Here is a 25739-nt window from a genome sequence, read left to right as displayed (position 1 = left end):
CAGGTCGCTCGCTAGCGGGAAATAGCAGGAGGAGCCAGACATGCATTTCGAGTACAGCGCAGAAGACGAAGCGTTTCGTCAGGAAGTCAGACAGTTCTTCGCGGAGCAGTTGCCGGCCGGTATCTCTCATCGCTGGACGATTGGCGCTCACCCTCCGGCGAGACAGGACATCCGCACATGGCAAGGCATTCTTCACCAGCGCGGATGGGGTGCGCCGCATTGGCCGGTGGAGTACGGCGGAACAGGGTGGTCCGGCTTTCGCAAGCATATTTTCATGGAAGAACTGTACAACGCCGATGCGATGGACTACGGCTGGCAGGCAACGCATATGGTTGCGCCCGTCATTATTGCGTTCGGCTCGGAGTGGCAGAAGCAGCGCTTTCTGCCCGCCATTCTCTCCGGGGACGAGTTCTGGTGTCAGGGCTTTTCCGAGCCGAATGCGGGCTCGGATCTGGCGGCGCTCAGAACCACGGCGGTGCTCGACGGCGACGAATATGTGATCAACGGTCAGAAGATATGGACCAGCGACGCCACGATCGCCGATTGGGGATTCTTTCTCGTCAAAACGGATACGACGGTTAAGCCGCAACGCGGCATCTCGTTTCTGCTCGTGAAGATGGATACGCCAGGCATTACGGTGCGCCCGATCGTTTCAATCGAAGGTGGAACAGGTCTGAACGAAGTCTTTCTCGAGAACGTTCGGGTTCCGGGTACGCATCTGGTGGGTGAGGCCGGGATGGGGTGGACTTACGCGAAATACCTGCTGGAAAAAGAACGCACGGCGAGCGCATTCCTTTACTTCAACAAGCGTGAATTGCAGCGTGCGAAGAGCATTGCCGAGCAGGAAACGATTGACGGTGTGCGTCTGATCGACACTCCGGAATTTGCCCGTAAGGTGGCGGCGGTTGAAGTGGATCTGCTGGCGCTGGAATGGTCGGTACTGCGCATCCTTGCAGAGGAAAAGACCACGCGCAACCTCGATGCGGTGATTTCGGCGCTCAAAGTCAGCGGCTCCGAGATGCAGCAACGCGTCACGGAGTTGCAGATCGATGCACTCGGTCCTCGCAGCATGCGCTTTCAGGAGCACGGGGATTGGAGCGTCGAGAACCCGTTGGCCGACGACGCATGGCCTGGTTATGTGGCCGGCCGCACGACCGGTTATCTGATCGGCCGTGCATCCACCATTTATGGCGGCGCGCGGGAAGTGCAGAAAAACATTATTGCCCGGCTGGCCTTTGGACTTTGACCATGGACTTCAATCTTTCCGACGAACAATCGATGCTGAAAGACGGCGTGGAGCGATTCATCCAGCAGGAATATGGATTCGAAGCGCGCCGGGAGATTGCCGCGAGCGAAGAAGGTTTTAGCCGTGAACGCTGGCAGTCTTACGCGGAACTCGGCTGGCTGGGCCTGACACTTCCCGAAGATGTGGGCGGGCTTGCCTGCTCATTTGTCGAGACGGCTGTTGTCATGCAGGCGTTTGGCCGCGGCATGGTGCTCGAGCCCGTTCTGCAAACGGCCGTGCTGTGCGCGACGATCGTCGATCGCAGTGGTTCGGAGATACAGCGGCAGGCTCTGCTGCCCGCCGTCATCGAGGGCCGGCTGCTTCTTGCACTGGCTGACAGCGAGGCTGGCTCGCGTTTCAAGCTGGGGTGCGTCACGCATACCAGTGCCCGCAAGACGCAAGGCGGCTATTTGCTGAGCGGCGCCAAGACGCTCGTGATTGCAGGCGGGTCAGCGGACCAGTTGCTCGTGACCGCGCGTCTCGACGACTCAGCGGAAGGGCCGGCGATTTTTGTTGTCGACCGCCGCGCAGCGGGCGTGAGTTGCCGTACGTATCGCCTGCTTGATGGATCCCGTGCCGCGGACATCGAGTTTCGTAACGTCGAACTGGATGAGTCGGCGTTGCTGAGCGCTCCCGCAACTGCGCCCGAATTGCTCGACACCGCGACGGGGCTTGCCACGCTCGCGAGCGTGGCCGAGATTCTCGGCGTGATGGAAGCCGTGATGGACATCACGGCCGACTATATCAAGGCGCGGGTGCAGTTCGGTCAGCCAATCGGCAAGTTCCAGGCGCTGCAACACCGAATGGCCGAAATGTTTGTTGCCGTAGAGGAAACGCGGTCAATGCTCTATTGCGGCATTGCTCATCTGGACCGGCCCGCAACGGAGCGCAGCCGCGCCATATCGGCTGCCAAGGCGGTTGCCGGACGCGCGAGCCGCTTCGTATGCGCACAAGGCATCCAGTTGCACGGTGGAATGGGCATGACCGAGGAATATCAGGTTGGCCACTATTTCCGCAAGATGACGATGATGGAAAAGATGTTCGGCGACATCGACTTCCACCTTGCGCGTTTCGCTGCGAAGCATTGATTTCCAGCATTGATTTCCAGCATTGATTTGCACCGTTGATTCTAAGCCGCGGCAATCATGAGGAGACATGGCACATGTTGCGACTTGAAGGAAAGATTGCCGTTGTCACGGGCGCAGCGTCGGGAATTGGCGCAGCCTGTGCCGCGATGCTGGCCACGCAAGGCGCACGGGTGGTCGTCGCGGACCGCAATGTCGACGGAGCAACGGCGCAAGCCGAGCGTATCGAACGCAACGGAGGTCAGGCGATTGCCGCGCCGGTCGATATTGGCGATGAGGCTTCGATCGCGGCGTTGTTCGCGCTGACATGCGAAACATGGGGCGGCGTCGACGTGCTGCACAACAACGCGGCGGCAACGTCGATATCGAGCACCGTCGATGCGGCCGTGGAAGCAGTCGATATTTCGGTCTGGGATGACACCATGCGGATCAACCTGCGCGGTACGATGCTGGCGTCGCGCTACGCGATCCCGCTCATGCGCGCTCGCGGAGGCGGTTCGATCATCAATACGTCGTCGGGCGCAGCGCAGGCAGGCGCGCTTGGTTATAGCGCTTATGGCGTCTGCAAGGCAGGTATCGAAGCATTGACGCGTTATGTCGCGACGCAGCACGGCAAGGAGGGGATTCGCTGCAACGCAATCGCGCCGGGGCTGATCGTGACGCCAGCGACGGTAGGGCACTACGCGGGGCCGGCGGGTGAAATGATGTTGAGCCACCATCTCACGCAGCGGCTCGGCCAGCCTGAAGACGTGGCGCACGCAGTGGTGTATCTGGCCTCCGACGAGGCCGCCTTTGTCACGGGCCAAATCATCAACGTGGATGGCGGGCTGCTGTCTCATCAGCCGTACTACGCGGACGAAATTCGCGCTCGAGCCTCAGCCAGTGCAGCGATAGACGAGCGGAGGACGAAGTGACAACGGATGTCAGCCTTCTCGCCCGAATCGATCGCATCGAGGCGCAACTGGCGATCCAGCAGTTGCCGATTCGCTACGCGATTGCGGTCGACGGTCGTGATCTCGATGCCCTTGTTAACCTCTTCACAGATGACGTCGATTGCGGCCGCTGGGGCACCGGCAGGGCAGCCCTGAAAACGTTTTACGGTTCCGGGAATATCCTCCGTTCGTTCTACCGCAGCGTTCACCAGATATGCGGACACGCCATCGACCTGATCGACGAGAACCACGCGTCCGGTCAGGTGTATTGTCGCGCGGAGCACGAGGACAACGGCAAATGGGTCGTCATGGCGATCTGCTATTTCGATCACTATGTGCGCCGTGACGGCGCCTGGTATTTTGAGCGCCGCGATGAGCGCCACTGGTATTCGACCGACTGGCTGGAGCGGCCGGGAGCGCCGCGCTTTCAGAACTGGCCGGGAAAATACGAGAGTGATAAATACCAGCCGCGCCTGCCGCAGAGCTTCCCGACCTGGGCCTCGTTCTGGGAGGCCGGCGAGGCCGAGACGATCAACACGCTCACGCGCTCGCCCTGACTGTCCCCGTGGGCGATGGCTTGCGGAAGCGAGTCGCGCGGGCAGGGCAGCGCGATCCTCTTATGAGGTACTGGGCAGGCGAATCACCAGCCCGTCGAGTTCTGGTGTGACATTGATCTGGCAGGTGAGGCGGCTATTTTCCTGCACATCCATCGCGCAGGTCAGCATGTCGGTCTCATACGACTCAGCCGGTGGCATGTGGCTAACCCATGCATCGTCTACATACGCATGGCAGGTAGCACAACTGCAACTACCGCCGCAGTCTCCCAGGATGCCCGCCACCTGATTGCTGACGGCGGTCTGCATGACGGATTCGCCAACGTTGGCGGACGCGGCGGTTTCGGTGCCGTCCGGTTGAATGAATCGAATGATAGGCATGATGTCGTTGGATGTGGAAAGGTCAATCAGACTGCAGGGAGCAGGCTTTTAAGCGGGATCGAATCGTCGGCGAGTTCGGTTGCCTTGACGGGAATCTTTTCGCCGACAAAACGTTTCGCCAGCATGAATTCCTGTGGGCGGCTGACGGTGTCGGCGGCGAGCATCACGCCTTCTTTCAGATAGAACGCCGAGAACGAACGGCTCGCCGGCGCACCGCGCAGCACGAGTTCGTCATATCCCTGCGACAGGCCCACCATCTTCAGCTTGAGATCGTATTGGTCGGACCAGAACCACGGCACGCTGTTGTACACCCGCTCCTTGCCGCAAAGCGTGGCCGCTGCCGTGCGCGCCTGTTCCATCGCGTTTGGCACGGACTCGAGCCGCAAGCGTCGGCCGAGCAGTCCATTGGGATGGTTAGTGCAGTCGCCGATAGCAAAGATGTCAGGGTCCGACGTGCGCGTGTGCTCGTCGACGACGATACCGTTGTCCACAGCAAGTCCCGCTGTTTCTGCGAGTTCGGTCGCGGGTTGCAAGCCCACGCCGACGATGACGAGATCCGCCGGAATACGTGAACCGTCGGCGCATCTCACCGCTGCAACGGCGTCGCCGGACGCGTCCAGTTCAAAGCCGCTAACCGCCGTGCCGGTGCGGATGTCGACGCCGGCTTCGCGATGCACCTGCTCATAAAACGCCGAAAGTTCAGGCGCCGTGACTCTCGCAAGTACACGCGGCAATGCTTCCAGAACGGTGACATGCAATCCTCGCCGGACAGCGATTGCCGCTACCTCCAGGCCGATATATCCGCCGCCTATGATGACCAGACGCACACCGGAATGAAACTGCGCACGGATGCGCGTGACGTGATCGAGCGTGCGCAGATAGTGAAAATTCGGCTGCTTTTCAATCTCTGCGATGCCCGGCAGTTCGAGTCTGCGTGCATGCCCGCCGGTGGCGATGACTAGCTTCGAATAGCCGGTTTCCCGTCCGTCCGACAGGGTAACCGTGCGCGCGGCGCGGTCGATGCGATCGACCCGCGTATTCGGAATAAATTCGATCCCGGCCTTGTCGTAAGTGGCTTGAGGCTTGAGGTAAAGCTGTTCGGCCGTCAGGTCGCCCGACAGAAAGGCTTTGGATAACGGCGGCCGCTGATAGGGCAGATGTGGCTCGTCGCCAACTAGCATAATGCGGCCCGCCCAGCCCTGGTCGCGAATGCTGGTCGCGCATTCGCCTGCCGCGTGGCCGGCGCCCACGATCAGTACGGTGTCCTGGGGGACTGCAGTGCTCATGAAGGCGAACTCCTGTCTCGCGTCGCCATTGCGCGTTCCATGACGCAACAACCGCGATCCGTTTCGTGAATGTCGTTCTTAAGTGTGAACGAATTGGCGGGTGACTGTCAATGCTCGCTAATCCGGGAATGAATGGGGCGGCCGGACAAGTGCATCGATGCCGCCCGTGGCGAAGCGCACGAGGTACGAATGCATGTTGTCGATGTCCACTGACGACAGTTGCGAAGCGCCGACCGTCGAGCCAGCTTTCGCGGCACGCGCATATAGCTCGTTCAGCACCAGATGAAATACCGATTCCACGAAGCCCTGCATCAACCTGATGGTGTCGATGTCCGCGTCGGGTAGTGCGATAGCGAACGCTTCACGATAACGCGCCGCGGTCGCCGCATATTGGTCGTAGAAAGGCGCGGTCAGGTCGGGCCGTTCAAGCAAACAACTGTTCTGGGTCAGCAGACGAAGGTAGTTGTGCCAGCCGGGGTCACCGCTTTTCAAATGTGCGAATGCCGGTGTCGACAACGCCGTGACGATTGCCTCGACGCTGGGCGCCGCGCCACGCGTATTGTCCAGCAATTCATCGAGCGATTCGGTCACCTGCTGGCTGATGACTGCCGCGCGCCGTCCAATCGCTTCGCGGAATAAGGCATCTTTGCTGCCGAAGTGATAGCGGGCCAGACTGAATTCGAGTCCACAGGCTTGCATGATGTCGCGGATCGATGTGCCGAAGTAACCATGTAGTGCGAATAATTCTTCAGCAGTATCGAGGATGCGCCCGGCCGTCGTACGTCGCGTGATCGCCGCTGGCGCACTCGCTGCCACAGGCTTGGCCATAGTTGGGGCACGCGGGGAACGGTTGCTGAGATTCGGCATGACTTGCTTCCCTGTAGCGAAAAGGCCGGAGCGGCGACGGTGCCGATGTCGCTCACGTGAGGCGATCTGCAGCTGAAAATTCTTTGTTGCACAATCGTGCAAATTCGAACATAGTTCACATAGTAGCACTGCGCTTGGAGGGCTTGTGCGCGAGTTTTTCGTGTCCCTATAACCTCAATGACAGGAGACGGCATCATGGGCAATCACATCAGACTTCAGGATTTCGACGATCCGGCGTTCAATCCCTTCTTCGAGGATTCGTTGGCCTACGGCGCTGATGTCGATCCTTATCGACGCATTGCCGAGTTACGCGAACAAGGTTCCGTCCAGAAGGGAGATTATCGGGTGCTCATGGGAACGCCTGCCGATCTGACCATGTCCGACGTCGAGCATTATTGTGTGTTTGGCTATGCCGAGGTTGCGCAAGTGTTGGGCGACCCGGCGACCTTTTCGAACCGGTCCTACGAACGCAATATCGGCATCAGTTTTGGTCGTAGCATTTCGACCATGGATGCTCCGGAGCATCCGAGGTACCGGCGGATTTTCCAGAAGGCTTTCCTGCCCAATACGGTGGCCGCATGGGGTGAGACGCTGGTCGACCCGGTCGTGAACGACCTGATGGAGAAATTTGTCGACCGAGGCCATGCCGACCTCGTGCAGGAATTCACACTTCATTACCCGTTCAACATCATCTACCGTCAGTTGGCGCTGCCGCCGGAGGACGTCAAGGTATTTCACAAGCTCGCTATCGCACAGACCCTCGTTTCCGTCGATATCGAGCACGGGGTCGAAGCCTCCACCAAGCTCGGCAAGTACTTTGCGCAACTCGTCGCGCAACGTCGGGAGAGCCCAGGAGATGACCTCGTCAGTATGCTCGCGACGGCTGAGGTCGACGGCGAACGCTTGCCCGAAGAGGTCGTCATTTCGTTCCTGCGGCAATTGGTGAACGCAGGCGGCGATACGACCTACCGTGCGACGAGCGTATTGTTGCTTGGCTTGTTGCGGCATCCCGAGCAACTCGACGCCGTGCGCGCCGACCGCACACTGGTGCCGCGCGCGATTGAAGAGGCGCTGCGCTGGGATGGACCGGTTTTGATGCAATCGCGCATGGCGGCACGCGATGTGACATTGGGAGGCGTCGATATTCCCGCGGGGGCATTCCTCGACGTGGTGGCAGGCGGTGCCAATCGAGATCCAGATCGTTTCGCAGACCCCGACCGATTCGATATTTTCCGCACGAGCACGCATCGGCATTTCGCTTTCGCGTATGGGCCGCACGTCTGCATCGGCCAGCATTTGGCGCGTGTCGAGATGACGCGTGCGCTCAACGCGATCCTTGACCGGTTGCCTGATCTGCGCCTCGATCCGGCGGCACCTGCTCCGCTGATCAATGGAATCATGATGCGCGTGCCGCATTCGATTCCGGTCGTATTCGACTGAGCACCAAGGGCGTAAGGGGCCAGCAAGCAAATGCTTCCAGGTCCTGGCGCTACAGACACAACAACAGGCGGCCAGGAGCGCTGGTAAACCGCGAGGCGTGACCGTTAGAGATGCCGTCGGAGACTGAACTGATGATCGAGTTCGACTATATCGTCGTGGGGGCAGGGGCAGCCGGATGCGTGCTGGCCAACCGCTTGTCAGAGAGCGGACGTCATGACGTTTTGTTAATAGAAGCGGGTCCGGAGGACACCAATCCGTTGATCAGGATGCCAAAGGGGTTCGGAAAATTGCTTGGCGATCCTGCTCACGCATGGTTCATTCCTGTGCAACCGGACACCGGCAACGGACATAGAAACGAGGTCTGGTTGCGCGGCAAGATGCTTGGCGGCTCAAGCAGCATCAATGGCATGGTCTACATGCGTGGCCATCCGGGAGACTACGACGGTTGGGCCGCGCAGGGAGTCGACGGCTGGAGCTGGCAAGATCTGGCGCCGTGCTTCAAGCGCATCGAAGATCATGCGCTCGGCGCCGATGAACTACGCGGCGTAGGCGGTCCGCTGAAGGTGTCGCTGTACGCGCAACGCAACCGTCTCGGCGAAGCAGTCCTCGAGGCGTGCCGGTCGCTTGGCGTGCGGCGCGTCGAGGACATCAACCGGCTCGATCACGAAGGCGTCGCGTACTTGACCTACACGATCCACAACGGACGACGGCAGAGTTCGGCAGAAGCGTTTCTCAAGCCCGCGAGGAAGCGCAGGAACCTGACGGTAGTCACAGGTACTGAAGTCAGCCGCATCATATTCAAGGGCACGCGTGCTGTTGGCGTGCAATGTCAACGAGGCGGTGTCGACACCGCGTACAGGGCACGAGGCGAGGTTGTGCTTTCAGCGGGCGCGCTGGAGTCGCCGCGGCTATTGCAATTGTCGGGTGTGGGCGACGCGCAGCATTTGCAGTCGCTGGGCATCCCTGTGGTCGCGGAGAGCCCCGGAGTGGGCCGGAACCTGCGCGAACACCTGCTTTATATGGCTCAGGCACGTCTCAAGCAATGGCGCGATTCGCAGAACCGGGAGTTCTCCGGAGTGCGTTTGTGGCGCAACGCGCTGCGGTATTTTCTGTTCCATAGCGGCGTCATGGCCCTCGGTTCGTATCAGGTGGGTGGCTTCGTCAAAACTGCGCCCGATGCAACGCGGCCTGACGTGCAACTGATGATGGCACCGTACTCACTGGATTTCGCTGACGCCGGCTACGGTTTCGAATCGTTCCCGGGCATGCAACTGTTCAGCTATCCGCTCAGGCCCGAGAGCCAGGGCCACGTGAGGATTATTTCCGCCGATCGCACTGCGCCGCCCGAGGTGACGGGCAACTATCTTGCCGATCCCTACGATCGGCGTATGGCCGTCAACGCATTCCGGTTGATGCGCGAAGTCTTTGCCGCAGAGCCGTTGGCGAGCCTGCTAGATAGCGAGACGCGGCCCGGTTCCGCCATTCAATCCGACGACGAAATTCTCGACCTGTACCGGCGCGAAGGCCAGTCGGGTTATCACGCTTGCGGTACTTGCAAGATGGGCACGGACAGCCTTGCAGTACTCGATTCACGGCTGCGCGTTCGTGGCGTCGACGGCCTGCGCGTGATGGATCTGTCTGCTACGCCGACGATGATCTCCGGCAATACCAACGGCCCGATGATGGCAATGGCGTGGCGGGCTGCCGATCTGATTCTGGAGGATGCACGATGACCCGGCTCGACGCGTATCGCGACCGATATGCAAACATTCGCTTCGACAGACGCGATGGCATTCTTCTGATCCAGCTGCATACCGATGGCGGCCCTCTCAAATGGGGCGCGCTGGACGGAAGCATCCATACGCAGCTTGGCGAGGCGTTCTACCAGGTGGCGCGCGACCTTGATAACCGGGTCGTCATCTTCACAGGTACGGGCGATGTCTTCTGCGACAGTATGAATTACGCGGAGTTGCCGTCAGAGCCGCTGGCGAAGTTCTGGCCGCGGCTACAGCGTGAGGGGCTGGACCTCCTTATGCAACTGCTCGATATTCCGGTGCCTGTAATCGGCGCGATCAACGGTCCCGCGCACATTCACGCGGAACTGCTTGCATTGTCAGATATCGTGCTGGCCGCAGGCCACGCAGACATTGCTGACAGTGCGCATTTCGTACATGGCGTCGTGCCGGCGGACGGTGTTCAGATTGTGTGGCCGATGTTGCTCGGTCCCAACCGCAGTCGATACTTTCTGCTAACTGGCCAGCATCTGTCCGCGCAGCAAGCGCTCGAACTGGGTGTCGTCAGCGAAGTGCTTGCTGCCGAGCGCCTGCTCGAACGCGCCTGGGAGCTGGCAAGAGAACTCGCTGCGAAGCCTATCGACACGCTGCGTTATACGCGCAGTGTTTTTTCCCAGCCTTTTAAGCGCCGCATGGTCGACGAACTCGGCTATGGACTCGCGCTCGAGGGATTGGCTGGTATCGCTGCAGCGGTTTAAACGTTGCGGCATGAGGCCACGAAATCTTTGACCAAGGAGACACGCCGTGAATAATTCGGTGCAAGAGTCGAACCGCGCGGAGATCGTGCAGCGGGCGCTGGACCATGCGACTCGCGAAGGCGGCGAGATCGGCGTACAGGTCGCGGCGTATCTGAACGGCAAGCTGGTGATCGACGCATGGAGCGGTGTGGCCGATCCGGCTACGGGACGCCTCGTGGACGGCGATACGCTTTTCAACGTCTATTCCGTGACCAAGGCCGTTGCAGCGACCGCCTTGCACGTCCTGGCCGATCGCGGGCACATCGACTACGACGCACCTGTCGCGCGGTACTGGCCGGAATATGCGGCACGTGGCAAGGCGCGCACAACGATTCGAGACGTGTTGACGCATCGCGCGTGCGTGCCGCAGATGCCAGCAGGCGTGACGCCCGAGCTGATGTGCGACTGGACCTGGATGACAGCCGCGATTGCCGACCTCGAGCCGTTGGCGGAACCGGGTACGAAGACGCTCTATCTGTCGATGACGTTCGGATGGATCGTCGGTGAACTGGTTAGGCGGGCCGATCCGCAAGGGCGCTCGCTGGGGCGATTCGTGCGCGAAGAAATTGCCCAGCCGTTAGGCATCGCCGACTTGTGGATTGGCATCCCGGATGCAGTCGAGCCGCGCATTGCAAAGCTCACGGATGCAATGGTGCCGGTGCCGCCTGAATATTTGCCTCCGCTTTTCCTCGCCTCCATGCCGGAGCAGGTTGCGTTGAACCCAACGGTATTCGAACGGCCCGACGTGCGCCGCGCAGAGGTAGCCGGCGTGGGAGGCATATTCAACGCGCGAAGCGAAGCCCGCTTCTGGGCGATGCTGGCAGGCGGCGGCGAAATCGACGGAGTGCGACTGCTCTCGAAGGAACTTGTCGCGACCTTGAAGACGCCTCGCGCGAATAGCGAGGAACCCGACCCGGTTATGTTCGGATTTCCGATTCCGATCACCATCGGTGGCTTCTGGTTCGGCGGGATGTACCCACCCGTGACTGCCGTCCAGTCGCCGCGCGCGTTGTGTCATCCAGGGCAGGGAAATTCTATCGGTTGGGCCGATCCTGACACCGGCCTTGCGGTTGCGATCTGCCACAACAAACTCTTCAACCCTTCTTCGCCGGACGAAGATCCTTTGCTGCCTATTGCACAGGCGATACGTCAGGCTTTGAATCTGGTTTAGGTTCTTGTGATGCCAATTAATCTCACTTTTCTGCAGCAATGGATCGGCAAGAGCGAGACTGTCCTGGACACGGTTACGCTCGCGCCGATGAACGCGCTTTCCGCAGCGCTCGACCACGACAGCCAGGCCTTTGCGCAAGGCGCTGCGTTGCCGCCTGTATGGCACTGGCTCTATTTTCTGCCTGTTCACCGACAGTCGCTCGTGGGGCCGGACGGTCATCCCAAGCGCGGCGGATTCCTGCCGCCGGTCGAGTTGCCCCGACGGATGTGGGCAGGCAGTCAGCTCCTCTTTTCGCGGCGCTTGCAAGCAGGGGACAACATCACTCGATTGTCGACGATCGAAGACGTGACCTACAAAAACGGCCGCAGTGGCGATCTCGTGTTCGTCAAGGTGTTGCATGAGATCAGTGATGCCTCAGGCGTGGCGATCACGGAGCGTCAGGACATCGTCTATCGGGATCATCCCGCCGCTAGCGAAGCGCTGCCGATACCAAGGCCGGCACCGGAGAGCGCGCAATGGAAGCGTGAGATTCATCCAGACCCGGTTTTGCTGTTTCGCTATTCAGCGCTGACATTGAACGGCCATCGCATCCACTACGACCGGACGTATGCGGTCGAGCAGGAACGCTACTCGGGACTCGTCGTGCATGGCCCGCTGCTGGCCACGTTGCTGCTCGATCTGTTGCACCGCGAAATGCCGGAGGCGACCGTCAAGGCTTATTCGTTTCGTGCAGTGAGCCCGGTAATCGATACAGCTCCGTTCTTCGTCTGTGGGCAAACTGACGGAGACCAAGGGAAGACGGTGTGGTTGTGGATCGCCGGCAACGACGGTACGTTGCGGATGGAAGCCAATGCGGTGCTCGCCTGACCGGGTGTTCACACGGCGTACACGCTATTACTTTCGCACGTAACTTTCTACTTTCCCGAGGCGTTATGCGCTCTTTTCTCTTCGTACCAGCTATCCGGCCCGAGCGTTTCGCCAAGGCATTGGCTTCTGGCGCCGATGCAGTGATTGTGGATCTTGAAGATGCGGTTGGCGAAGCCGACAAGGAGGAGGCTCGTCGACATGTCGCCGATGCGGTGGCGGCGTTTGGCGCAGCGTCTACGCGTGTGTTGCTGCGCATCAACGGCTTCGGGACTCCGTGGTTTGAGGGTGACCTGGCGTTGCTTGCGCGGGACGGTATCGACAGTATGGACGGTATCGACGGCATCGTACTGCCGAAGGCGGAAAACCCGTCGTTCCTCGAAGCCGTCGCACGTGCGACCGCGAAACCGGTTTTGCCGATCATCGAATCAGCGCTAGGCGTGTGGCAGGTACTCGAGGTCGCGAAGATGCCTGGTGTGGAGCGCCTTGTATTCGGCTCGGTCGATTTTGAACTCGATCTGGACTGCTGCGGTTCCTGGGACGCGCTGCTCTATGCGCGCTCGCGGATCGTCCTCGCGTCGCGCGTCGCTGGTTTGTTGCCGCCAGTGGATGGAGTAACCGTCGCACTCGATGACATGGACCAACTTGCAAGCGATTCATCGAACGCGCGAGGTCTCGGTTTCGGCGGCAAGCTTTGCATTCATCCGAAGCAGATTCCGCTTGTCAACGCCGCTTTCAGCCCAAGTGAAGGCGATCTCGCGCAGGCGCGCGAGGTGGTCGATGCGTTCGCGCGTGCGGGCGGGGGAGCGGTCTCGGTGAATGGCCGGATGGTGGATTTACCGGTGCTGCTTAAGGCCCAGCGCCAGTTAGCGATGGTTCGCAAACAACCGGTGGGCCGCGACTAGAGCTAACGCAGCCGGCGCTGCCAGGGCGAGGAGCAATTCGCCGAAACTCCCCTTAAAGCTCAAGAGCGCAGCGCCGATGAATACGCCAAAATTTCGATTTAAACCGGGTCCCAGGGCGTCAGTGTGAGGGACGGCACGTTCGGGAAGAAGCTCGATTCGAACGCCGGCATAACCTGATCGGCAATCGACTCCGGCGTCCAGCCGGCGTCGCGGTGCAGAGAGCGCACCATCCGGATCTGATTGAAGAAATAGATTTCGTTCGCTCGAACACCGAAAATCTGCCCCGATACCTTTGCCGCGCGGTCAGAGGCCAGATATACAGCGAGCGGCGCGACCTTGCGCGACTCCATCTTCTTCATGATCTCGACACGGGCTTTCTGTTCCGGCGTTTCGGACGGAATCGAAGCGGTCATCGCAGTCCATGCCCAAGGGGCAATGCAGTTCGATCGCACATTGAATTTCGCCATGTCGAGCGCGATCGATTTCGATAGACCCACGACTCCCATTTTGGCGGCCGAGTAGTTGGCCTGGCCAATATTGCCGATCAGACCGGAGGTGGATGTCATGTGAACGTAGCTGCCGCCGTTCTGCGCTTTGAAGTGCGGCGCTGCAGCTCTTGCCACAAAAAACGAGCCGTTCAGATGTACGTCCACGACTGCCTTCCATTCTTCCGGGCTCATGTTGAAGAACATCCGGTCGCGCACGATACCCGCGTTGTTGACCACGCAATCGATCCGCCCGAAAGTGTCCAGCGCGGCCTGCACGATCTTTTGTGCCGAGTCCCATTCAGCGACGCTATCGGTAGCGGCCACTGCCTCGCCACCCGCTTCCTTGATTTCCGCCACGACTCGCTCCGCCGCGAACTCGCCGCTCTCCGCGTGCCGCCCCAGATCGTTGACCACTACCTTCGCGCCAGCCGCCGCGAACTGGAGCGCGAAGTCGCGCCCGATGCCGGCTCCGGCTCCCGTTACGACCACAACCTTATCCTTCACGATATCGCTCACCGTCGTCTCCATTCGTTAGGCGTTGATGTAGAAAGTTAGTCCGCCTATAATAACAAAACTGAACGTCGTTGCATATTATGAACGCGACGCAACACGACACGACACAACACAACGCGACTTGGGTTCGAGCCGCAAGGAGACCGCAAATGAGTTATCCAGAGAGCTGGAGCGTGCCGGACCACGTGCCGCGTGAGCTGGTGGTGGATTTTGATTATATGAATCCGATGGGCGCCTCCGACGACGTTCATCTCGCATGGAAAGCTTTGCACCAGGGCCCCGACATAGTCTGGTCTCCGTACTATGGGGGACACTGGATCGCCACGCGTGGCGAAGACATCGAGGCGATGCAGAAGGACCATACGCATTTCTCACACCGCAGCGTCAATATTCCGTCATTGGAGCAGACACAGCTCGTACCTCTTGAACTCGATCCGCCTGAGCATACCGCTTACCGGAATCTGATTTCGCCTTCGTTTCTGCCGAAAGCCATCGCGTCCGTCGAAGAGGATGCACGAAACCTGGCAGTGGAGCTGATTGAAAAGCTCGCGCCGCGTGGCGAATGCGAGTTCGTTTCCGAGTTCGCAAAGATCTTGCCCATTGTCATTTTTCTGCGCCTTGCGGATCTTCCGCTCGATGATCGCGAACGGCTGCTCGAATGGGCTGAGATGGCGGTGCGTGGCACGCTCGATGAGCGGCTCGAATCGCAGAATCTGCTCGGCGGCTACATCTCGAAGTGGGTGGCTGACCGACAGGCCAATTCGGGCGCTGATCTAGTCAGCCTGATTGCGAATGGAAAGATCGACGGCGAGCCGATGCGCCCCGAGCGCATGTTCGGTATGTTCATCGTCGTGCTTTTCGGCGGCCTTGATACTGTTGCCTCTCTCATGGGTTTCGTGGCCCGTTTTCTGGCAGAAAATCCGGGCCACCGGCGGCAACTCATCGAGCATCCTGAACTGATGGTTTCATCTGTTGACGAACTGATTCGCCGGTTTGGCGTAGCGAATACGGCGAGAGTCGTCACTGAAGACCTGGATTACAAGGGTGTGATGCTGAAGAAAGGCGATCAGATCCAGTTGCCCAACTCGTTGTTCGGCTTGGATGATCGCAAGTTCGCCAATCCGCTCGATGTCGACCTGACCCGCAAGCCGGTGCTGCACGCGGCATTCGGAAATGGGCCGCATCGGTGCCCCGGATCGTTTCTCGCGCGCACTGAGATCAAAGTATTTTTGCAGGAGTGGTTAAAGCGCATTCCCGATTTCAGTATTCGTGAGGGTGACAAGCCACGGTGTGGCTCGGGCGCGGTGAACGGCATGCTGTATCTGCCGCTGACCTGGAAAGTCGGAACGTGAGTCTCTTCAATGAATAGCAGATCGACAACTATGAAACAGTGGCAATGTATCTTCTGTGGCTTCTTCTATGATGAAGCGGTCGGGCTCCCGGCTGAAGGTTTTCCCCCTGGTACGCGTTGGGCTGACATTCCGGACGACTGGACCTGCCCCGAATGCGGTGCGGGAAAGATCGACTTCGTCATGATCGAGGTTTGATTCGGCGCCGTGGCTAACATCGGATGCCGCCGGTAATGGCCAATATCGACACCGATCCCGTGCGCTACGCCTGTATAAACGGCGTTGCAACGATCACGATCGACTCGGCGCCGGTCAATGCATTAAGCGTTGCGGTGCGATCGGGTTTGTTGCGAGCGTTTGCACAGGCTCGAGCGGATGAGAACGCGCGGGCTGTCGTCCTGACCGGCCGTGGCAAAGGCTTTTGCGCGGGGGGAGATATCCGCGAGTTCGGGACGCCTGCGGCGGCCACGCCCCCCGGACTGTCGATTCATGTTCATCCGATGATCGAGTCGATGAACAAACCTGTCATTGCCGCCATACATGGCATGGCGATAGGTGGCGGGCTGGAGACGGCGCTGGTGTGTCACTATCGCGTCGTCGAGGCGGACACCAGGGTCGGTCTGCCGGAAGTCGGACTTGGCACCATTCCGCTGTCGGGTACACAACGCATGCCGCGAGCGTTGGACCTTCGACGCGCCATCGATATGATTCTGTCGGCTCGCATGGAGCCCGCGTCGGCGTTTGCGGGAACCGCATTGTTCGATCAGATCGTCGGACACGGTCAGGCCTTGGCCTCCGCTATGCAACTGGCGCACGCCCTGATCGAACGCAATGATGTTTCGCTGCCGCTGATCCGCCATCTCCCGGTTGCTATAAATCAGACTGCAGAGGTGCTTGAAGAGGCACGCGCGCATCTCATCGGGCAAGAGCCTGGAAGCGCCGTGCGTGCTCAGGCGCTTGCGGCAATCGGCGCTGCTGTCGAATGCGTCGACTTCGAAGCGGGGATGAGAACGGCGCGTGCCATTTACGACGCGTTGATGGCTTCAGACGAAGTGCGCATTCAACGCGAGCGATTTCTCAATCGAAAGTGAGACGGGCACCGTCAAGCGCGGTTCAGGCCCGCTCGAACAGAGCGGCCAGACCTTGGCCCCCACCAATGCACATCGCCTCAAGACCATAGCGGCCTTTGCGACGTTGCAACTCGAAGAGCAGGGTAGTCATCATCCGAACACCTGTCGCGCCAATCGGATGACCCAGCGAGATGCCGGACCCGTTGACGTTCAAGCGGTCCGGATCGTTCCATTCCCATCCCTTGAGCACGGCAAGCACCTGGCAGGCGAATGCTTCGTTCAGTTCGACCAGATCCATCTGATCGATTGACAACCCGGTGCGCGTCATCAGCTTCTGAACGGCGGCGACGGGACCTATGCCCATACGTGACGGCTCGCAACCCGCTGCGGCCCAGCCGTTGAACCAGGCCATCGGCTCCAGGCCCAGCGCTTCGAGCTTGTCTTCACTGACCACAAGACAGGCTGCTGCCGCATCGTTTTGCTGGCTCGAATTTCCTGCCGTGACGGTGCCTCCGGGTATTAACGTGCGCAGCTTACCGAGGCTCTCCATGCTGGCGTCTTCGCGGAAGCCTTCGTCTTTGCCAAAGAGCAGCGGGGCGCCTTTTTTCTGCGGGACGGAGATCGCAACGGTTTCATCAGCCATGCGGCCCGACGCCCATGCTTCGGCTGCACGCCGATGGCTACGCACCGCATACTCGTCTGCCTGCTCCCGGCTGATGTGGTAGTCGTTTGCAAGGTTCTCAGCGGTTTCGATCATGCCCGAGATGTGGCCGAAGCGTTCCTCCGGCTGTGAGCGTTCGCGGCCGCGCGCGAGGCGATCGTGAAACTGCACGGAGCCCGCACGTGCGCCCCAACGCATGTCGGTGCTGTAGTACTCGATATTGCTCATGCTCTCGACTCCGCCTGCGAGTACGACATCGGCGGCGCCAGTCTGAACCATCATGGCAGCGGTAGCGAGCGCCTGGAGTCCGCCGCCGCAGCGGCGGTCCAGTTGCATGCCCGGTACCTCGACCGGCAGGCCCGCCTGCAACGCGATCCAGCGCCCGACGCACGGCGTTTCGCTATTGGCGTAAGACTGCGCGAACACTACGTCGTCGATGCGAGCGGCATCGAGCCCGCTGCGCTTCAAGACCTCTTTGGTGACCAGAGCGCCGAGTTCTTCGACCGGCACGCTGCGCAAACTGCCGCCGAAAGTGCCGACCGGCGTTCGTACTGGAGAGACAATCGCTGCGCGTTTCATAGGATTCTCTTCGAACTGTATGGAAGTTGCTGCCTGGACATCACGTCTGGCCGGTGGCTGCTGTTGGCGTCACGCGAGTTAACCGGAGCCACTGGTGGATTGTTCGAGCGTGGCCCGATAGTCAGGATGAGCGATTGCCAGAAGGCGCTGGCGTCGCTGCTTCAGACCGAGTCCCCGCAAATCGGCGACACCATATTCGGTCACGATGATGCCGGCGTCGCTTCGCGGCGTACTGACCGGGCCACTCAGTGCCGACACAATCCGGCTCACGCCTTTGGCTGCCGTCGAAGGCAGGGCGATCACCGGCAGCCCGCCTCTGGCGAGCCGTGCTCCGCGCAGAAAGTCGAGAGCGCCGCCAACGGCGCCAACATATCTGCCGCCGGCGACTTCGGCATTGACCTGCCCACTGAGATCGACTTCGAGTGCCGAATTGATTGCAACGAAGCGGTCGATGCGGGCTAGTACGTCGGCATCGTGCGTATAGCTTGTCGAGCGGAATTGCACCTTGCGATTGCGATGCGCGAACTCGTGAATGCGGTGGCTGCCCATCATGACGCCTGCTACCGTCACGCCTCGGTCAACGTTTTTTAGCGCATTGTTGATGACGCCGGCATCCATCAGATCGGCAACCTTGTCGCCGATCGTGCCGGAGTGGACACCCAGGTTTCGCCGGTCCGACAGACGCGCAAGCACGGCTTCGGGAATCGCACCGAGACCGAACTGAAGCGTCGAGCCGTCTTCTATCCAGCCGGCGATATGGCCGGCTATTGCCAGTTCGACATCGCCTGCCTTGGCGGGCGCATTTTCGAGTGGCGCGCGCGAGGTCGGCAGAATGAAATCGAGGTCGTCGTCGCGCAGATAACGCTCGCCGTATGTCCAGGGTGCCTGTTCGTTGATCTCGGCGACGATCACTCGGGCGGTATCGAGTGCGGGGATCAGGTACTCGTGCGCTATCGACAGACTGTAGCGGCCGTCGGCGTCGGGCGGCGCGAGTTGCAGCAGCAGCACGTCTACCTTGAGTGCGCCCGAGCGGATCATTTGCGGAAACTGCGAGTAGTGGCACGGCAGCACATCGAGTGCGCCCGCGCGTGCCAGTTCCCGGTTCGCGCCGGCTCCGCAGTACGAGACGAAATCGATGCAGTCGGCGTGGACCGGCTGGCAGGTGTCGGTGGTGCTCGCCCCGAGGAATATACGGAAACGACCGATTTGCTGGCGCTGGCCGATGAGAGCCTGCGTCAACGGCACCGGTTCGGCGTTTGCCTGGCCCCACATGACCGTGTCGCCGGGACGAACGATGGACGCGAACTCGATCGTGGCCGGCTGCAGGAGCGAGGGCATGACCTTACGCCCCGGTTCTGGGGTGCTGCATACGGACGGCGCCCGCATTGTCCAGCGCGGCGATGTGTTCGGCGGTATAACCCAGTGTCCCGAGAATCTCTACCGTATGCTCGCCGATGGCTGGAATCGACAGTGCCGGTTCTGCAGGATCGCGTTGGAACCGGATCGCGCTTGCTATGTGCCGTCGGCCGGCCGCGTCCATTTTCACCATCTGACGGGCGCGAGCCTGTGGATGCGAGAGCGCCTCACGCAGCGACAGCACGGGTGCGAAACTGACGCGGCGTCCTTCCAGCCATTCGAGCCATTCGGTCAGCGTGCGCGTCAGGAAAACTTCGCTGAGGAACGCGCGCAGGCCGGCCTGCGCTTTGCCTGCCGGCCCCACTGCGACGGGGATCAGGTCGGGGCGGCCGAGGGGCGTCAGCAGGTTGGTTGCGAAGTCGAGTTCGCGTCCGCCGAGGCAAAGCCATTGCGAATCGGCTGTCCGGTATGCAGCGAGCAGTGCGATCGCGTTGCCGCCATGCGGAGCGTCAATGTTGTCCCCGTTCGCAGGGTTGAGCGCGTGGCCGCTCAGATGTGGTTGTGCCGTCAGCGCCGCATCGTAAAGCGATATATCGATGAAGTCGCCATGGCCCGTTTCGCGTGCATGCAACAACGCCATCAGCACTGCGGACAAGGCCGTTAATGAACCGGCCAGCGCGGCAAGCGATGCACCCGACGTGACCGGCGCACCGCGTTCGTCGCGCGGCAGCGTTCCCGCGAAGGCCTGTATGACAGGGTCATGTGCCGGCACGTGCGAAAGCGGGCCGGTTTGACCGAAAGCGGTCAACGAGCAGTAAACGAGGCGGGGATTCGTATGGCTCACGGTGTCGTAATCGATGCCAAGACGCGCCGCGACTCCGGGCCGAGACGATTCGATCACGATGTCTGCGTTGTCGATCAGTCTCAGCGCGATCGCGCGCCCATCGGCATGTTTCAGATCGAGCGCGATGCTTCGCTTGCCGCGATTGAGCGCGACGAAAAACTCGCTGTCCGACTCTAACGAACCGCGCGCCGCATCTCCGGTCAGCGGTTCTATCTTGACGACGTCGGCGCCATGATCGGCAAGGTTTGACGCGAGCATCGGCCCAGGCATGAATTGCGACAGATCGACGACGCGAACCCCGGCGAGCTTCATGCTGCAGGGAACTCGAAGGGAAAGCCACGCTGCGCGATGTCAGCCGCCTGCCGCATGATTCTCGCGATCAGTTCGGCACAGGTCGGCAAATCGTGGATCAGGCCAGTCACCATCCCGGCCGGAAACGCACCGCCTTCGGTGTCGCCGCTTGCAAAGGCGTCCATCCAGCGATCTGCTCCGGTCAGTGCATACAGATCGGCGTGCGTGATACCGCCGGCACGCTCCAGTTCGACGGCCGCGAGGCTGACGCTGTTTTTTATCACGCGGCTCGAGTCGCCGAGCGTGCGTCCGACCAGCAGCGTATCGCGCTCGGTCGCTTCCAGCAGGCGCTGCTTGATTGCCGCATGGACATGCGACTCCTGCGTAAGCATGAAGCGCGTGCCCATGTTGATGCCGTCCGCGCCGAGCGCGAGCGCAGCCATCAGGCCTCGGCCGTCGGCGAATCCACCCGACGCGAGCAGCGGAATCTTCAACTTGTCAGCAGCGGCGGGGATCAGGATGAGCCCGGGAATATCGTCTTCCCCGGGATGCCCCGCGCATTCGAAGCCGTCGATACTGACCGCATCTGCGCCAAGCGATTCGGCTTTCAGCGCGTGCCGCACAGTCACGCACTTATGCACGACCTTGACCCCGCTTGCCTTGAACATGGCGATGTACTTCGCGGGGTTGCTGCCGGCGGTTTCGACGACTGACACGCCCCGCTCGACGATCGTGCGCACATAGCCCTCGTAGTCGAGCCCGGCGTTGCTGCCGAGCACGGTCAAGTTCACGCCGAACGGCTTGTCGGTGAGCGTTCGCACCTTGTCGATTTCTTGAGCCAGCGCATCCGCGGTCGCATGCGTGTGGGCGGAAATGAAGCCGAGTCCGCCAGCATTGCCGACTGCCGCCGCGAGTTCCGCGCGAGCCACCCAACGCATGCCACCCTGGACGATCGGGTAATCGATGCCAAGCAGTTCGGTGATGCGATTTTTCCTGGAATTCATGATCCTGAGCCGTCTGGGCGGATGACTGGTTGGTAAGGAGTCGATCGAAGCACGGGCCTTAACCGATTCGCACAAAGGGTGCGTTCAGAACCGCGTATGGTTTTCAGCGATTGTTGAACACGGGCTTGCGCTTTTCCGCGAATGCGGCCATGCCTTCCTTGCGGTCTTCCGTTGCAAAAGTCGCATAAGCCATGCGTCGTTCAAACAGGATGCCTTCGGCGAGACTCGATTCGTACGCGCGATTCACGCATTCCTTCGCCATCGCAACCACGGGTTGCGAAAATCCGCCGATCGCTTGCGCCGTCTTCAACGCTTCGTCGAGCAACTCGCCGACAGGCACAACGCGACTGACGAGGCCACAGCGTTCGGCTTCGATGGCGTCCATCTTGCGGCCCGTCAGGATCATCTCCATGGCCTTCGATTTACCGAGTGCGCGAGTGAGACGTTGGGTTCCGCCTGCGCCTGGAATTGTCGCCAGCGTAATTTCAGGCAATGCGAAGCGGGCATTGTCGGCAGCGAGAATGAAGTCGCACATCATTGCGAGTTCGCAACCGCCGCCCAATGCGAGGCCAGCCACCGCGGCGATAACCGGCTTCCGGCAGCGCGCGGTGCGCTCCCAGTTGGACGTAATGAACTGTCTTTTGAATACGTCCATGTAGGTCCAGTCGCTCATCATCTTGATATCGGCGCCCGCGGCAAACGCCTTCTCATTGCCGGTCAGCACGATCGCACCGATCGCTTCGTCAGCTTCGAATCCGTCGAGCGCGGCGGTCAACTCGTCCATCAGGAGGTTGCTCAGCGCGTTGTACGCCTGCGGTCGGTTAAGCTTGACCAAGCCGACTGCGCCGCGCGTTTCAACGATGATCGTTTCGTAGCCCATAAGTCTTCCTTGCATGAATACCAACGAACACATACGCCACCTTGCTGACTGCCGGGACGCGACGCGGTGGCTCTGCGCGTCCCCTTGTTCGGCTGCATCGACGTACCGAACCGCCGACGCTTAGGTGAATCAGGCTTGTCCGTAAACTGAACGATGTTTATAATTCTGAATGCGCGGCGAGGCTTTGTCAATTGAGCTTCGGGTCGGCGCTCCATCAAAAGACGCAAGGAGGCAGAGAATGACGACACGCCATGAGGACGGGCAAATTCGCGTGGAGCAGCGCGGCCATGTTCTGTTGATCGGCATTGACCGTCCGGAAAAACGCAATGGCTTTACCCCCAAAATGTTCGAGGAACTGGCCAGGGCGTATACGCTTCTCGAAACGAGTCCCGACATTTTCTGTGGACTGCTCCATGCAGAGGGCGATCACTTCACGGCGGGCCTCGACATGCCGAAGATCGCGCCGCTGCGCCGTGAGGGTAAACCGCTACTTCCCGTCGGCGAGGTCGACCCGTTCAATCTGCGCGAACCACTGCGCAAGAAGCCCGTCGTGATTGCGCTGAAGGGAATCTGCTTCACGGTGGCGGTTGAGCTGATGCTGGCATCGGAAGTGGCAGTGGCTGCAGATAATTGCCGCTTTTCGCAGCTTGAAGTCAAGCGCGGGATCATGGCCGGCTGCGGCGCGACGATACGGATGGTGGATCGCGCGGGGTGGGGCAACGCAATGAAAATCCTGCTGACGGGTGACGAATTCACGGCGCAGGAAGCTTATCGTATGAATTTCGTTCAGGAAGTCGTGCCCGCGGGCGAGGAATTTAAGCAGGCGCTGGAGATCGCGGAACGCATTGCCGCGCAGGCACCCTTGGCCGTGCAGGCGACCATGGCAAATGCGCGGTTATCGTTAGGCTCGGGCTGGCAAGATGCCTATTCCAAGGTTCAGGCGACCCAGCAGTTTCTCTACAACACGGAAGATGCCAAAGAGGGTGTCCAGTCGTTTGTCGAAAAGCGTGCTGCCCGATTTAGCGGATGCTAGCGAAACTACCTGCACGATACATTGGGCGTGGATGAACGGGCTTTCATGCGTTAGAAGTTCTATCAGGCAGCTATCAGGCAGCTACTAGGCAGCTACTGCCGGCGTCGTGTCTGGAATGAATTCAATGGAACGATTCGATATGAAGAACGGTGCGTTGTCGGGGATTCGTGTGCTAGATCTGAGCCGCATCCTTGCGGGACCATGGGGCGCGCAGATGCTGGCGGACCTAGGAGCCGATGTGATTAAAGTCGAACGTCCGGGCAAGGGCGATGACTCGCGGCAGTTCGGTCCTCCGTTCCTGAAGGACCGGAATGGTAACGACACGCGCGAATCGACTTTCTTTATCAGCGCGAACCGAGGCAAGAAGTCCATCACCTGCGACATTGCGACGTCCGAAGGGCAGGCACTGATCCGATCGCTTGCGGCTAAATGCGATGTGCTACTGGAGAACTACAAGGTTGGGGACCTGAAACGATATGGCCTGGACTATGAGAGTCTCAAGACGGTCAATCCGCGTCTCGTCTACTGTTCGATCACGGGCTTTGGCCAGACGGGGCCCTACAGTCCGCGTCCGGGCTACGATTCGATTTTTCAGGCAATGGGCGGCCTGATGAGCATCACGGGCAATGGCGACGACGTCCCGGGTGGTGGCCCGATGAAGACCGGACCCAGTCTCGCGGATATCATTTGTGGGCAATACGCGGCGTCAGCGATCGTGGCGGCGCTCTATCGGCGCGACGCCGGCGGCGCGCCGGGTGGAGAGGGGCAGTACATCGACCTGTCCCTACTGGATTCAATGATCGCCGCGACCTCGCACTATGCCAGCCAGTATCTGGTATCCGGTGAAATCCCGATCCGACGCGGAACCGAGGGTAACGGCGGCATGCCCTCACGCATGTTCCGATGCGCGGACCGTGACATCATGATTGTCGCCGGCAATAACGAACAGTATGCGCGGCTGTGTCAGGTGTTGGGTCGTCCGGAACTCGCCACCGATTCGCGTTTTTGCGAAATCGCGCTACGGGTGAGGAACCGCCGGGCACTCGGAGAGGTGTTCGAGCCGCTGATCGCGCAATGGCAGAGCAACGAGTTGCTGGTTGCGCTGGACGCCGCGGGCGTCCCGGCAGGCCCGATCAACAATCTGCAAGAGGTCTTCGCCGATCCGCACGTTCAGGCGCGAGGCATGTGCGTGGAAGCCTCGCATCCGCTGTCGGACGACGCAGTGAAGATGGTCGCCAATCCGGTGAAAATGTCAGGTACGCCGATCGATTCTTATACCGCTCCTCCTACGCTCGGTCAGCATACCGATTCGGTGCTGAGCGAACTGTTGGAAATGTCGCCTGCGGATATCCACGCGTTGCGTGAGCGCAAGATCATTTAGGTCCAACGTCTGACGCCGTCAGCAAGCGCTGTCGGCGAGACTGAGCAACTCCAAAAAAAATGGCCCCGACTTCCCGCAAGAAGTCGGGGCCAAACTCATCGCACTCTCGCGAAGTCCGATGGAGGAGAACTCTGTGTAAGGGAGCGGCTTTGCGTTTTGCATGCAACCCCGCTGCGATTCAAAGGCTGTTGCAGGCTATCAATTAGCTTGCGTAGCTCTAAAGCATCGATTGCCCGCCATCGACATTGATAGTCTGACCCGTGACATAACCTGCACTCTCGCTACATAGGAATGCAACTACACGTCCAATATCTTTCTCGGGGTCGCCGAAACGGCCCACTGCGATCTCGGACAGATAGCGCGCGCGCTCGGTGGGATTTGCCTCCAGATAGGCGTCGGCAGAGGGGGTCAGTGCAGCGGGGCACACCACGTTAATCGTGACGCCATGAGCGCCCCATTCGCGGGCGGCGACCCGCGACAAGCCGCGAATGCCTTCCTTGGCAGCGGCGTATGGCGCGAAGCCCTGCGTGCCTTCGATACCTGTGCGCGACGCGAAGTTAACGATCCTGCCACCTTGCTGCCGCTTCATGTGTGGCAAGACAGCCTGCATGAAGTACAGCGTGCCATAAAGGCCCGATTCGAGCGTCTCGCGCCAGTTTTCATCGGTGACATCTTCCAGAGGCACGCCCGGAGTGCTGCTTTGCGCGTTATTGACAAGCGCGTCGATACGCCCAAAATGCTCGATGGCAAGGGCGACTGCATTTTCTGCGTCTGCGCGCCTGCGCGTATCGCCAGGCACCACGAGCACCCGAACGCCCAGCGCCTCAAGTGTGTTTTGCGCGTTGCGAAGCTTCGCTTCGGTGCGCCCAGTCAAAACGAGGTTCGTGCCGTCCATTGCCAATGCACGTGCTATGCCAAGCCCTAGCCCCTGGCCCCCGCCCGTTACGATGGCAACCCGGTCTTGTAGTCCACTCATGAACGAACTCCTTA

Annotated in this window: 25 protein-coding genes; 15 read left to right on the top strand and 10 right to left on the bottom strand. The window is 60.3% G+C overall.

Annotated features, from left to right (window positions below):
* The first annotated feature begins 40 nt into the window (after positions 1-40).
* From C0Z16_RS23995 to C0Z16_RS23980, 4 genes are all read left to right on the top strand, one after another.
* Positions 41-1246 (top strand): acyl-CoA dehydrogenase family protein, encoded by a 1206-nt coding sequence (locus tag C0Z16_RS23995; RefSeq protein WP_102634559.1) that lies wholly within the window; start codon positions 41-43, stop codon positions 1244-1246.
* Between the two features lie 2 nt (positions 1247-1248).
* A complete protein-coding gene (locus C0Z16_RS23990) occupies positions 1249-2373 on the top strand; it encodes an acyl-CoA dehydrogenase family protein (protein WP_102634558.1) in 1125 nt (374 codons plus the stop codon).
* A 74-nt stretch (positions 2374-2447) separates the two neighbouring features.
* A complete protein-coding gene (locus C0Z16_RS23985) occupies positions 2448-3284 on the top strand; it encodes an SDR family oxidoreductase (RefSeq protein WP_175130719.1) in 837 nt (278 codons plus the stop codon).
* Positions 3281-3859, top strand: a complete 579-nt coding sequence (locus tag C0Z16_RS23980) for a nuclear transport factor 2 family protein (protein ID WP_102634557.1) — start codon at positions 3281-3283, stop codon at positions 3857-3859. The genes C0Z16_RS23985 and C0Z16_RS23980 overlap by 4 nt, the downstream gene beginning before the upstream one ends.
* Before the next feature lie 60 nt (positions 3860-3919).
* On the opposite strand, the gene C0Z16_RS23975 is transcribed toward C0Z16_RS23980, so the two are convergent.
* From C0Z16_RS23975 to C0Z16_RS23965, 3 genes are all read right to left on the bottom strand, one after another.
* On the bottom strand, positions 3920-4237 hold the full coding sequence (locus C0Z16_RS23975) for a 2Fe-2S iron-sulfur cluster-binding protein (RefSeq protein ID WP_102634556.1): 318 nt from the start codon (positions 4235-4237) through the stop codon (positions 3920-3922).
* Between the two features lie 26 nt (positions 4238-4263).
* Positions 4264-5523: an NAD(P)/FAD-dependent oxidoreductase gene (locus C0Z16_RS23970; RefSeq protein ID WP_102634555.1), complete on the bottom strand. Its 1260-nt coding sequence runs from the start codon at positions 5521-5523 to the stop codon at positions 4264-4266.
* A 117-nt stretch (positions 5524-5640) separates the two neighbouring features.
* On the bottom strand, positions 5641-6351 hold the full coding sequence (locus tag C0Z16_RS23965; protein ID WP_244201332.1) for a TetR/AcrR family transcriptional regulator: 711 nt from the start codon (positions 6349-6351) through the stop codon (positions 5641-5643).
* Positions 6352-6585: 234 nt separating this feature from the next.
* Between C0Z16_RS23965 and C0Z16_RS23960 the strand changes: the two genes are divergently transcribed.
* The 6 genes from C0Z16_RS23960 (at position 6586) to C0Z16_RS23935 (ending at position 13300) form a co-directional block, all read left to right on the top strand.
* Positions 6586-7830, top strand: coding sequence for a cytochrome P450 (locus C0Z16_RS23960; RefSeq protein WP_102634553.1), 1245 nt, complete (start codon positions 6586-6588; stop codon positions 7828-7830).
* Positions 7831-7961: 131 nt separating this feature from the next.
* Complete coding sequence (locus C0Z16_RS23955; protein ID WP_102634646.1) at positions 7962-9563, top strand: GMC family oxidoreductase; 1602 nt, start codon at positions 7962-7964, stop codon at positions 9561-9563.
* Entirely contained in the window at positions 9560-10321 is a 762-nt protein-coding gene (locus C0Z16_RS23950; protein WP_102634552.1) for an enoyl-CoA hydratase/isomerase family protein, read from the top strand. The genes C0Z16_RS23955 and C0Z16_RS23950 overlap by 4 nt, the downstream gene beginning before the upstream one ends.
* Positions 10322-10367: 46 nt before the next feature.
* Entirely contained in the window at positions 10368-11531 is a 1164-nt protein-coding gene (locus C0Z16_RS23945; protein WP_102634551.1) for a serine hydrolase domain-containing protein, read from the top strand.
* A gap of 9 nt (positions 11532-11540) precedes the next feature.
* Positions 11541-12398 (top strand): FAS1-like dehydratase domain-containing protein, encoded by an 858-nt coding sequence (locus C0Z16_RS23940; RefSeq protein WP_102634550.1) that lies wholly within the window; start codon positions 11541-11543, stop codon positions 12396-12398.
* A 65-nt stretch (positions 12399-12463) separates the two neighbouring features.
* On the top strand, positions 12464-13300 hold the full coding sequence (locus C0Z16_RS23935; protein ID WP_102634549.1) for an HpcH/HpaI aldolase/citrate lyase family protein: 837 nt from the start codon (positions 12464-12466) through the stop codon (positions 13298-13300).
* A 98-nt stretch (positions 13301-13398) separates the two neighbouring features.
* On the opposite strand, the gene C0Z16_RS23930 is transcribed toward C0Z16_RS23935, so the two are convergent.
* Complete coding sequence (locus C0Z16_RS23930; RefSeq protein WP_102634645.1) at positions 13399-14304, bottom strand: SDR family NAD(P)-dependent oxidoreductase; 906 nt, start codon at positions 14302-14304, stop codon at positions 13399-13401.
* A 146-nt stretch (positions 14305-14450) separates the two neighbouring features.
* On the opposite strand from C0Z16_RS23930, the gene C0Z16_RS23925 reads away from it, so the two are divergent.
* From C0Z16_RS23925 to C0Z16_RS23915, 3 genes are read left to right on the top strand one after another with little or no spacing between them, the layout of a single operon-like run.
* Entirely contained in the window at positions 14451-15653 is a 1203-nt protein-coding gene (locus tag C0Z16_RS23925) for a cytochrome P450 (protein WP_102634548.1), read from the top strand.
* A gap of 30 nt (positions 15654-15683) precedes the next feature.
* The gene (locus tag C0Z16_RS23920; RefSeq protein ID WP_102634547.1) at positions 15684-15848 is read left to right on the top strand and encodes a rubredoxin; all 165 of its coding nucleotides are present in this window, start codon (positions 15684-15686) and stop codon (positions 15846-15848) included.
* A 35-nt stretch (positions 15849-15883) separates the two neighbouring features.
* Complete coding sequence (locus C0Z16_RS23915) at positions 15884-16741, top strand: enoyl-CoA hydratase/isomerase family protein (protein WP_102634644.1); 858 nt, start codon at positions 15884-15886, stop codon at positions 16739-16741.
* Positions 16742-16763: 22 nt separating this feature from the next.
* On the opposite strand, the gene C0Z16_RS23910 is transcribed toward C0Z16_RS23915, so the two are convergent.
* From C0Z16_RS23910 to C0Z16_RS23890, 5 genes are all read right to left on the bottom strand, one after another.
* Positions 16764-17960, bottom strand: coding sequence for an acetyl-CoA C-acetyltransferase (locus C0Z16_RS23910; RefSeq protein WP_102634546.1), 1197 nt, complete (start codon positions 17958-17960; stop codon positions 16764-16766).
* Positions 17961-18038: 78 nt separating this feature from the next.
* Positions 18039-19298, bottom strand: coding sequence for an acetyl-CoA hydrolase/transferase family protein (locus C0Z16_RS23905; protein ID WP_102634545.1), 1260 nt, complete (start codon positions 19296-19298; stop codon positions 18039-18041).
* Between the two features lie 4 nt (positions 19299-19302).
* The gene (locus C0Z16_RS23900; protein WP_102634544.1) at positions 19303-20472 is read right to left on the bottom strand and encodes a CaiB/BaiF CoA transferase family protein; all 1170 of its coding nucleotides are present in this window, start codon (positions 20470-20472) and stop codon (positions 19303-19305) included.
* Positions 20469-21455: an NAD(P)H-dependent flavin oxidoreductase gene (locus C0Z16_RS23895; protein WP_102634543.1), complete on the bottom strand. Its 987-nt coding sequence runs from the start codon at positions 21453-21455 to the stop codon at positions 20469-20471. The genes C0Z16_RS23900 and C0Z16_RS23895 overlap by 4 nt, the downstream gene beginning before the upstream one ends.
* Before the next feature lie 103 nt (positions 21456-21558).
* Complete coding sequence (locus C0Z16_RS23890) at positions 21559-22335, bottom strand: enoyl-CoA hydratase (protein WP_102634542.1); 777 nt, start codon at positions 22333-22335, stop codon at positions 21559-21561.
* A 238-nt stretch (positions 22336-22573) separates the two neighbouring features.
* On the opposite strand from C0Z16_RS23890, the gene C0Z16_RS23885 reads away from it, so the two are divergent.
* Positions 22574-23368 carry a crotonase/enoyl-CoA hydratase family protein gene (locus C0Z16_RS23885; RefSeq protein ID WP_102634541.1) on the top strand — a complete coding sequence of 265 codons (795 nt, stop codon included), beginning with the start codon at positions 22574-22576 and terminating at the stop codon, positions 23366-23368.
* Positions 23369-23507: 139 nt separating this feature from the next.
* Positions 23508-24749: a CaiB/BaiF CoA transferase family protein gene (locus C0Z16_RS23880; RefSeq protein ID WP_102634643.1), complete on the top strand. Its 1242-nt coding sequence runs from the start codon at positions 23508-23510 to the stop codon at positions 24747-24749.
* Positions 24750-24966: 217 nt separating this feature from the next.
* Here the strand turns inward: C0Z16_RS23880 and C0Z16_RS23875 are convergent, their stop codons facing one another.
* Entirely contained in the window at positions 24967-25725 is a 759-nt protein-coding gene (locus C0Z16_RS23875; RefSeq protein WP_102634540.1) for an SDR family NAD(P)-dependent oxidoreductase, read from the bottom strand.
* Positions 25726-25739: the final 14 nt, after the last annotated feature.

The organism is Paraburkholderia rhynchosiae, assembly GCF_002879865.1.
In the GTDB taxonomy this organism is placed as follows: Bacteria; Pseudomonadota; Gammaproteobacteria; order Burkholderiales; family Burkholderiaceae; genus Paraburkholderia; species Paraburkholderia rhynchosiae.
This window is presented reverse-complemented; position numbering and strand designations above follow the sequence as displayed.

Excerpts from the sequence above, each read along its gene's own strand:
- C0Z16_RS23995 (WP_102634559.1), top strand. The coding sequence starts at position 41 with ATGCATTTCGAGTACAGCGCAGAAGACGAAGCGTTTCGTCAGGAAGTC.
- C0Z16_RS23990 (WP_102634558.1), top strand. The coding sequence starts at position 1,249 with ATGGACTTCAATCTTTCCGACGAACAATCGATGCTGAAAGACGGCGTG.
- C0Z16_RS23985 (WP_175130719.1), top strand. The coding sequence starts at position 2,448 with ATGTTGCGACTTGAAGGAAAGATTGCCGTTGTCACGGGCGCAGCGTCG.
- C0Z16_RS23975 (WP_102634556.1), bottom strand. The coding sequence starts at position 4,237 with ATGCCTATCATTCGATTCATTCAACCGGACGGCACCGAAACCGCCGCG.
- C0Z16_RS23970 (WP_102634555.1), bottom strand. The coding sequence starts at position 5,523 with ATGAGCACTGCAGTCCCCCAGGACACCGTACTGATCGTGGGCGCCGGC.
- C0Z16_RS23965 (WP_244201332.1), bottom strand. The coding sequence starts at position 6,351 with ATGGCCAAGCCTGTGGCAGCGAGTGCGCCAGCGGCGATCACGCGACGT.
- C0Z16_RS23960 (WP_102634553.1), top strand. The coding sequence starts at position 6,586 with ATGGGCAATCACATCAGACTTCAGGATTTCGACGATCCGGCGTTCAAT.
- C0Z16_RS23955 (WP_102634646.1), top strand. The coding sequence starts at position 7,962 with ATGATCGAGTTCGACTATATCGTCGTGGGGGCAGGGGCAGCCGGATGC.
- C0Z16_RS23950 (WP_102634552.1), top strand. The coding sequence starts at position 9,560 with ATGACCCGGCTCGACGCGTATCGCGACCGATATGCAAACATTCGCTTC.
- C0Z16_RS23940 (WP_102634550.1), top strand. The coding sequence starts at position 11,541 with ATGCCAATTAATCTCACTTTTCTGCAGCAATGGATCGGCAAGAGCGAG.
- C0Z16_RS23935 (WP_102634549.1), top strand. The coding sequence starts at position 12,464 with ATGCGCTCTTTTCTCTTCGTACCAGCTATCCGGCCCGAGCGTTTCGCC.
- C0Z16_RS23925 (WP_102634548.1), top strand. The coding sequence starts at position 14,451 with ATGAGTTATCCAGAGAGCTGGAGCGTGCCGGACCACGTGCCGCGTGAG.
- C0Z16_RS23920 (WP_102634547.1), top strand. The coding sequence starts at position 15,684 with ATGAAACAGTGGCAATGTATCTTCTGTGGCTTCTTCTATGATGAAGCG.
- C0Z16_RS23915 (WP_102634644.1), top strand. The coding sequence starts at position 15,884 with ATGGCCAATATCGACACCGATCCCGTGCGCTACGCCTGTATAAACGGC.
- C0Z16_RS23910 (WP_102634546.1), bottom strand. The coding sequence starts at position 17,960 with ATGAAACGCGCAGCGATTGTCTCTCCAGTACGAACGCCGGTCGGCACT.
- C0Z16_RS23905 (WP_102634545.1), bottom strand. The coding sequence starts at position 19,298 with ATGCCCTCGCTCCTGCAGCCGGCCACGATCGAGTTCGCGTCCATCGTT.
- C0Z16_RS23900 (WP_102634544.1), bottom strand. The coding sequence starts at position 20,472 with ATGAAGCTCGCCGGGGTTCGCGTCGTCGATCTGTCGCAATTCATGCCT.
- C0Z16_RS23895 (WP_102634543.1), bottom strand. The coding sequence starts at position 21,455 with ATGAATTCCAGGAAAAATCGCATCACCGAACTGCTTGGCATCGATTAC.
- C0Z16_RS23890 (WP_102634542.1), bottom strand. The coding sequence starts at position 22,335 with ATGGGCTACGAAACGATCATCGTTGAAACGCGCGGCGCAGTCGGCTTG.
- C0Z16_RS23885 (WP_102634541.1), top strand. The coding sequence starts at position 22,574 with ATGACGACACGCCATGAGGACGGGCAAATTCGCGTGGAGCAGCGCGGC.
- C0Z16_RS23880 (WP_102634643.1), top strand. The coding sequence starts at position 23,508 with ATGAAGAACGGTGCGTTGTCGGGGATTCGTGTGCTAGATCTGAGCCGC.
- C0Z16_RS23875 (WP_102634540.1), bottom strand. The coding sequence starts at position 25,725 with ATGAGTGGACTACAAGACCGGGTTGCCATCGTAACGGGCGGGGGCCAG.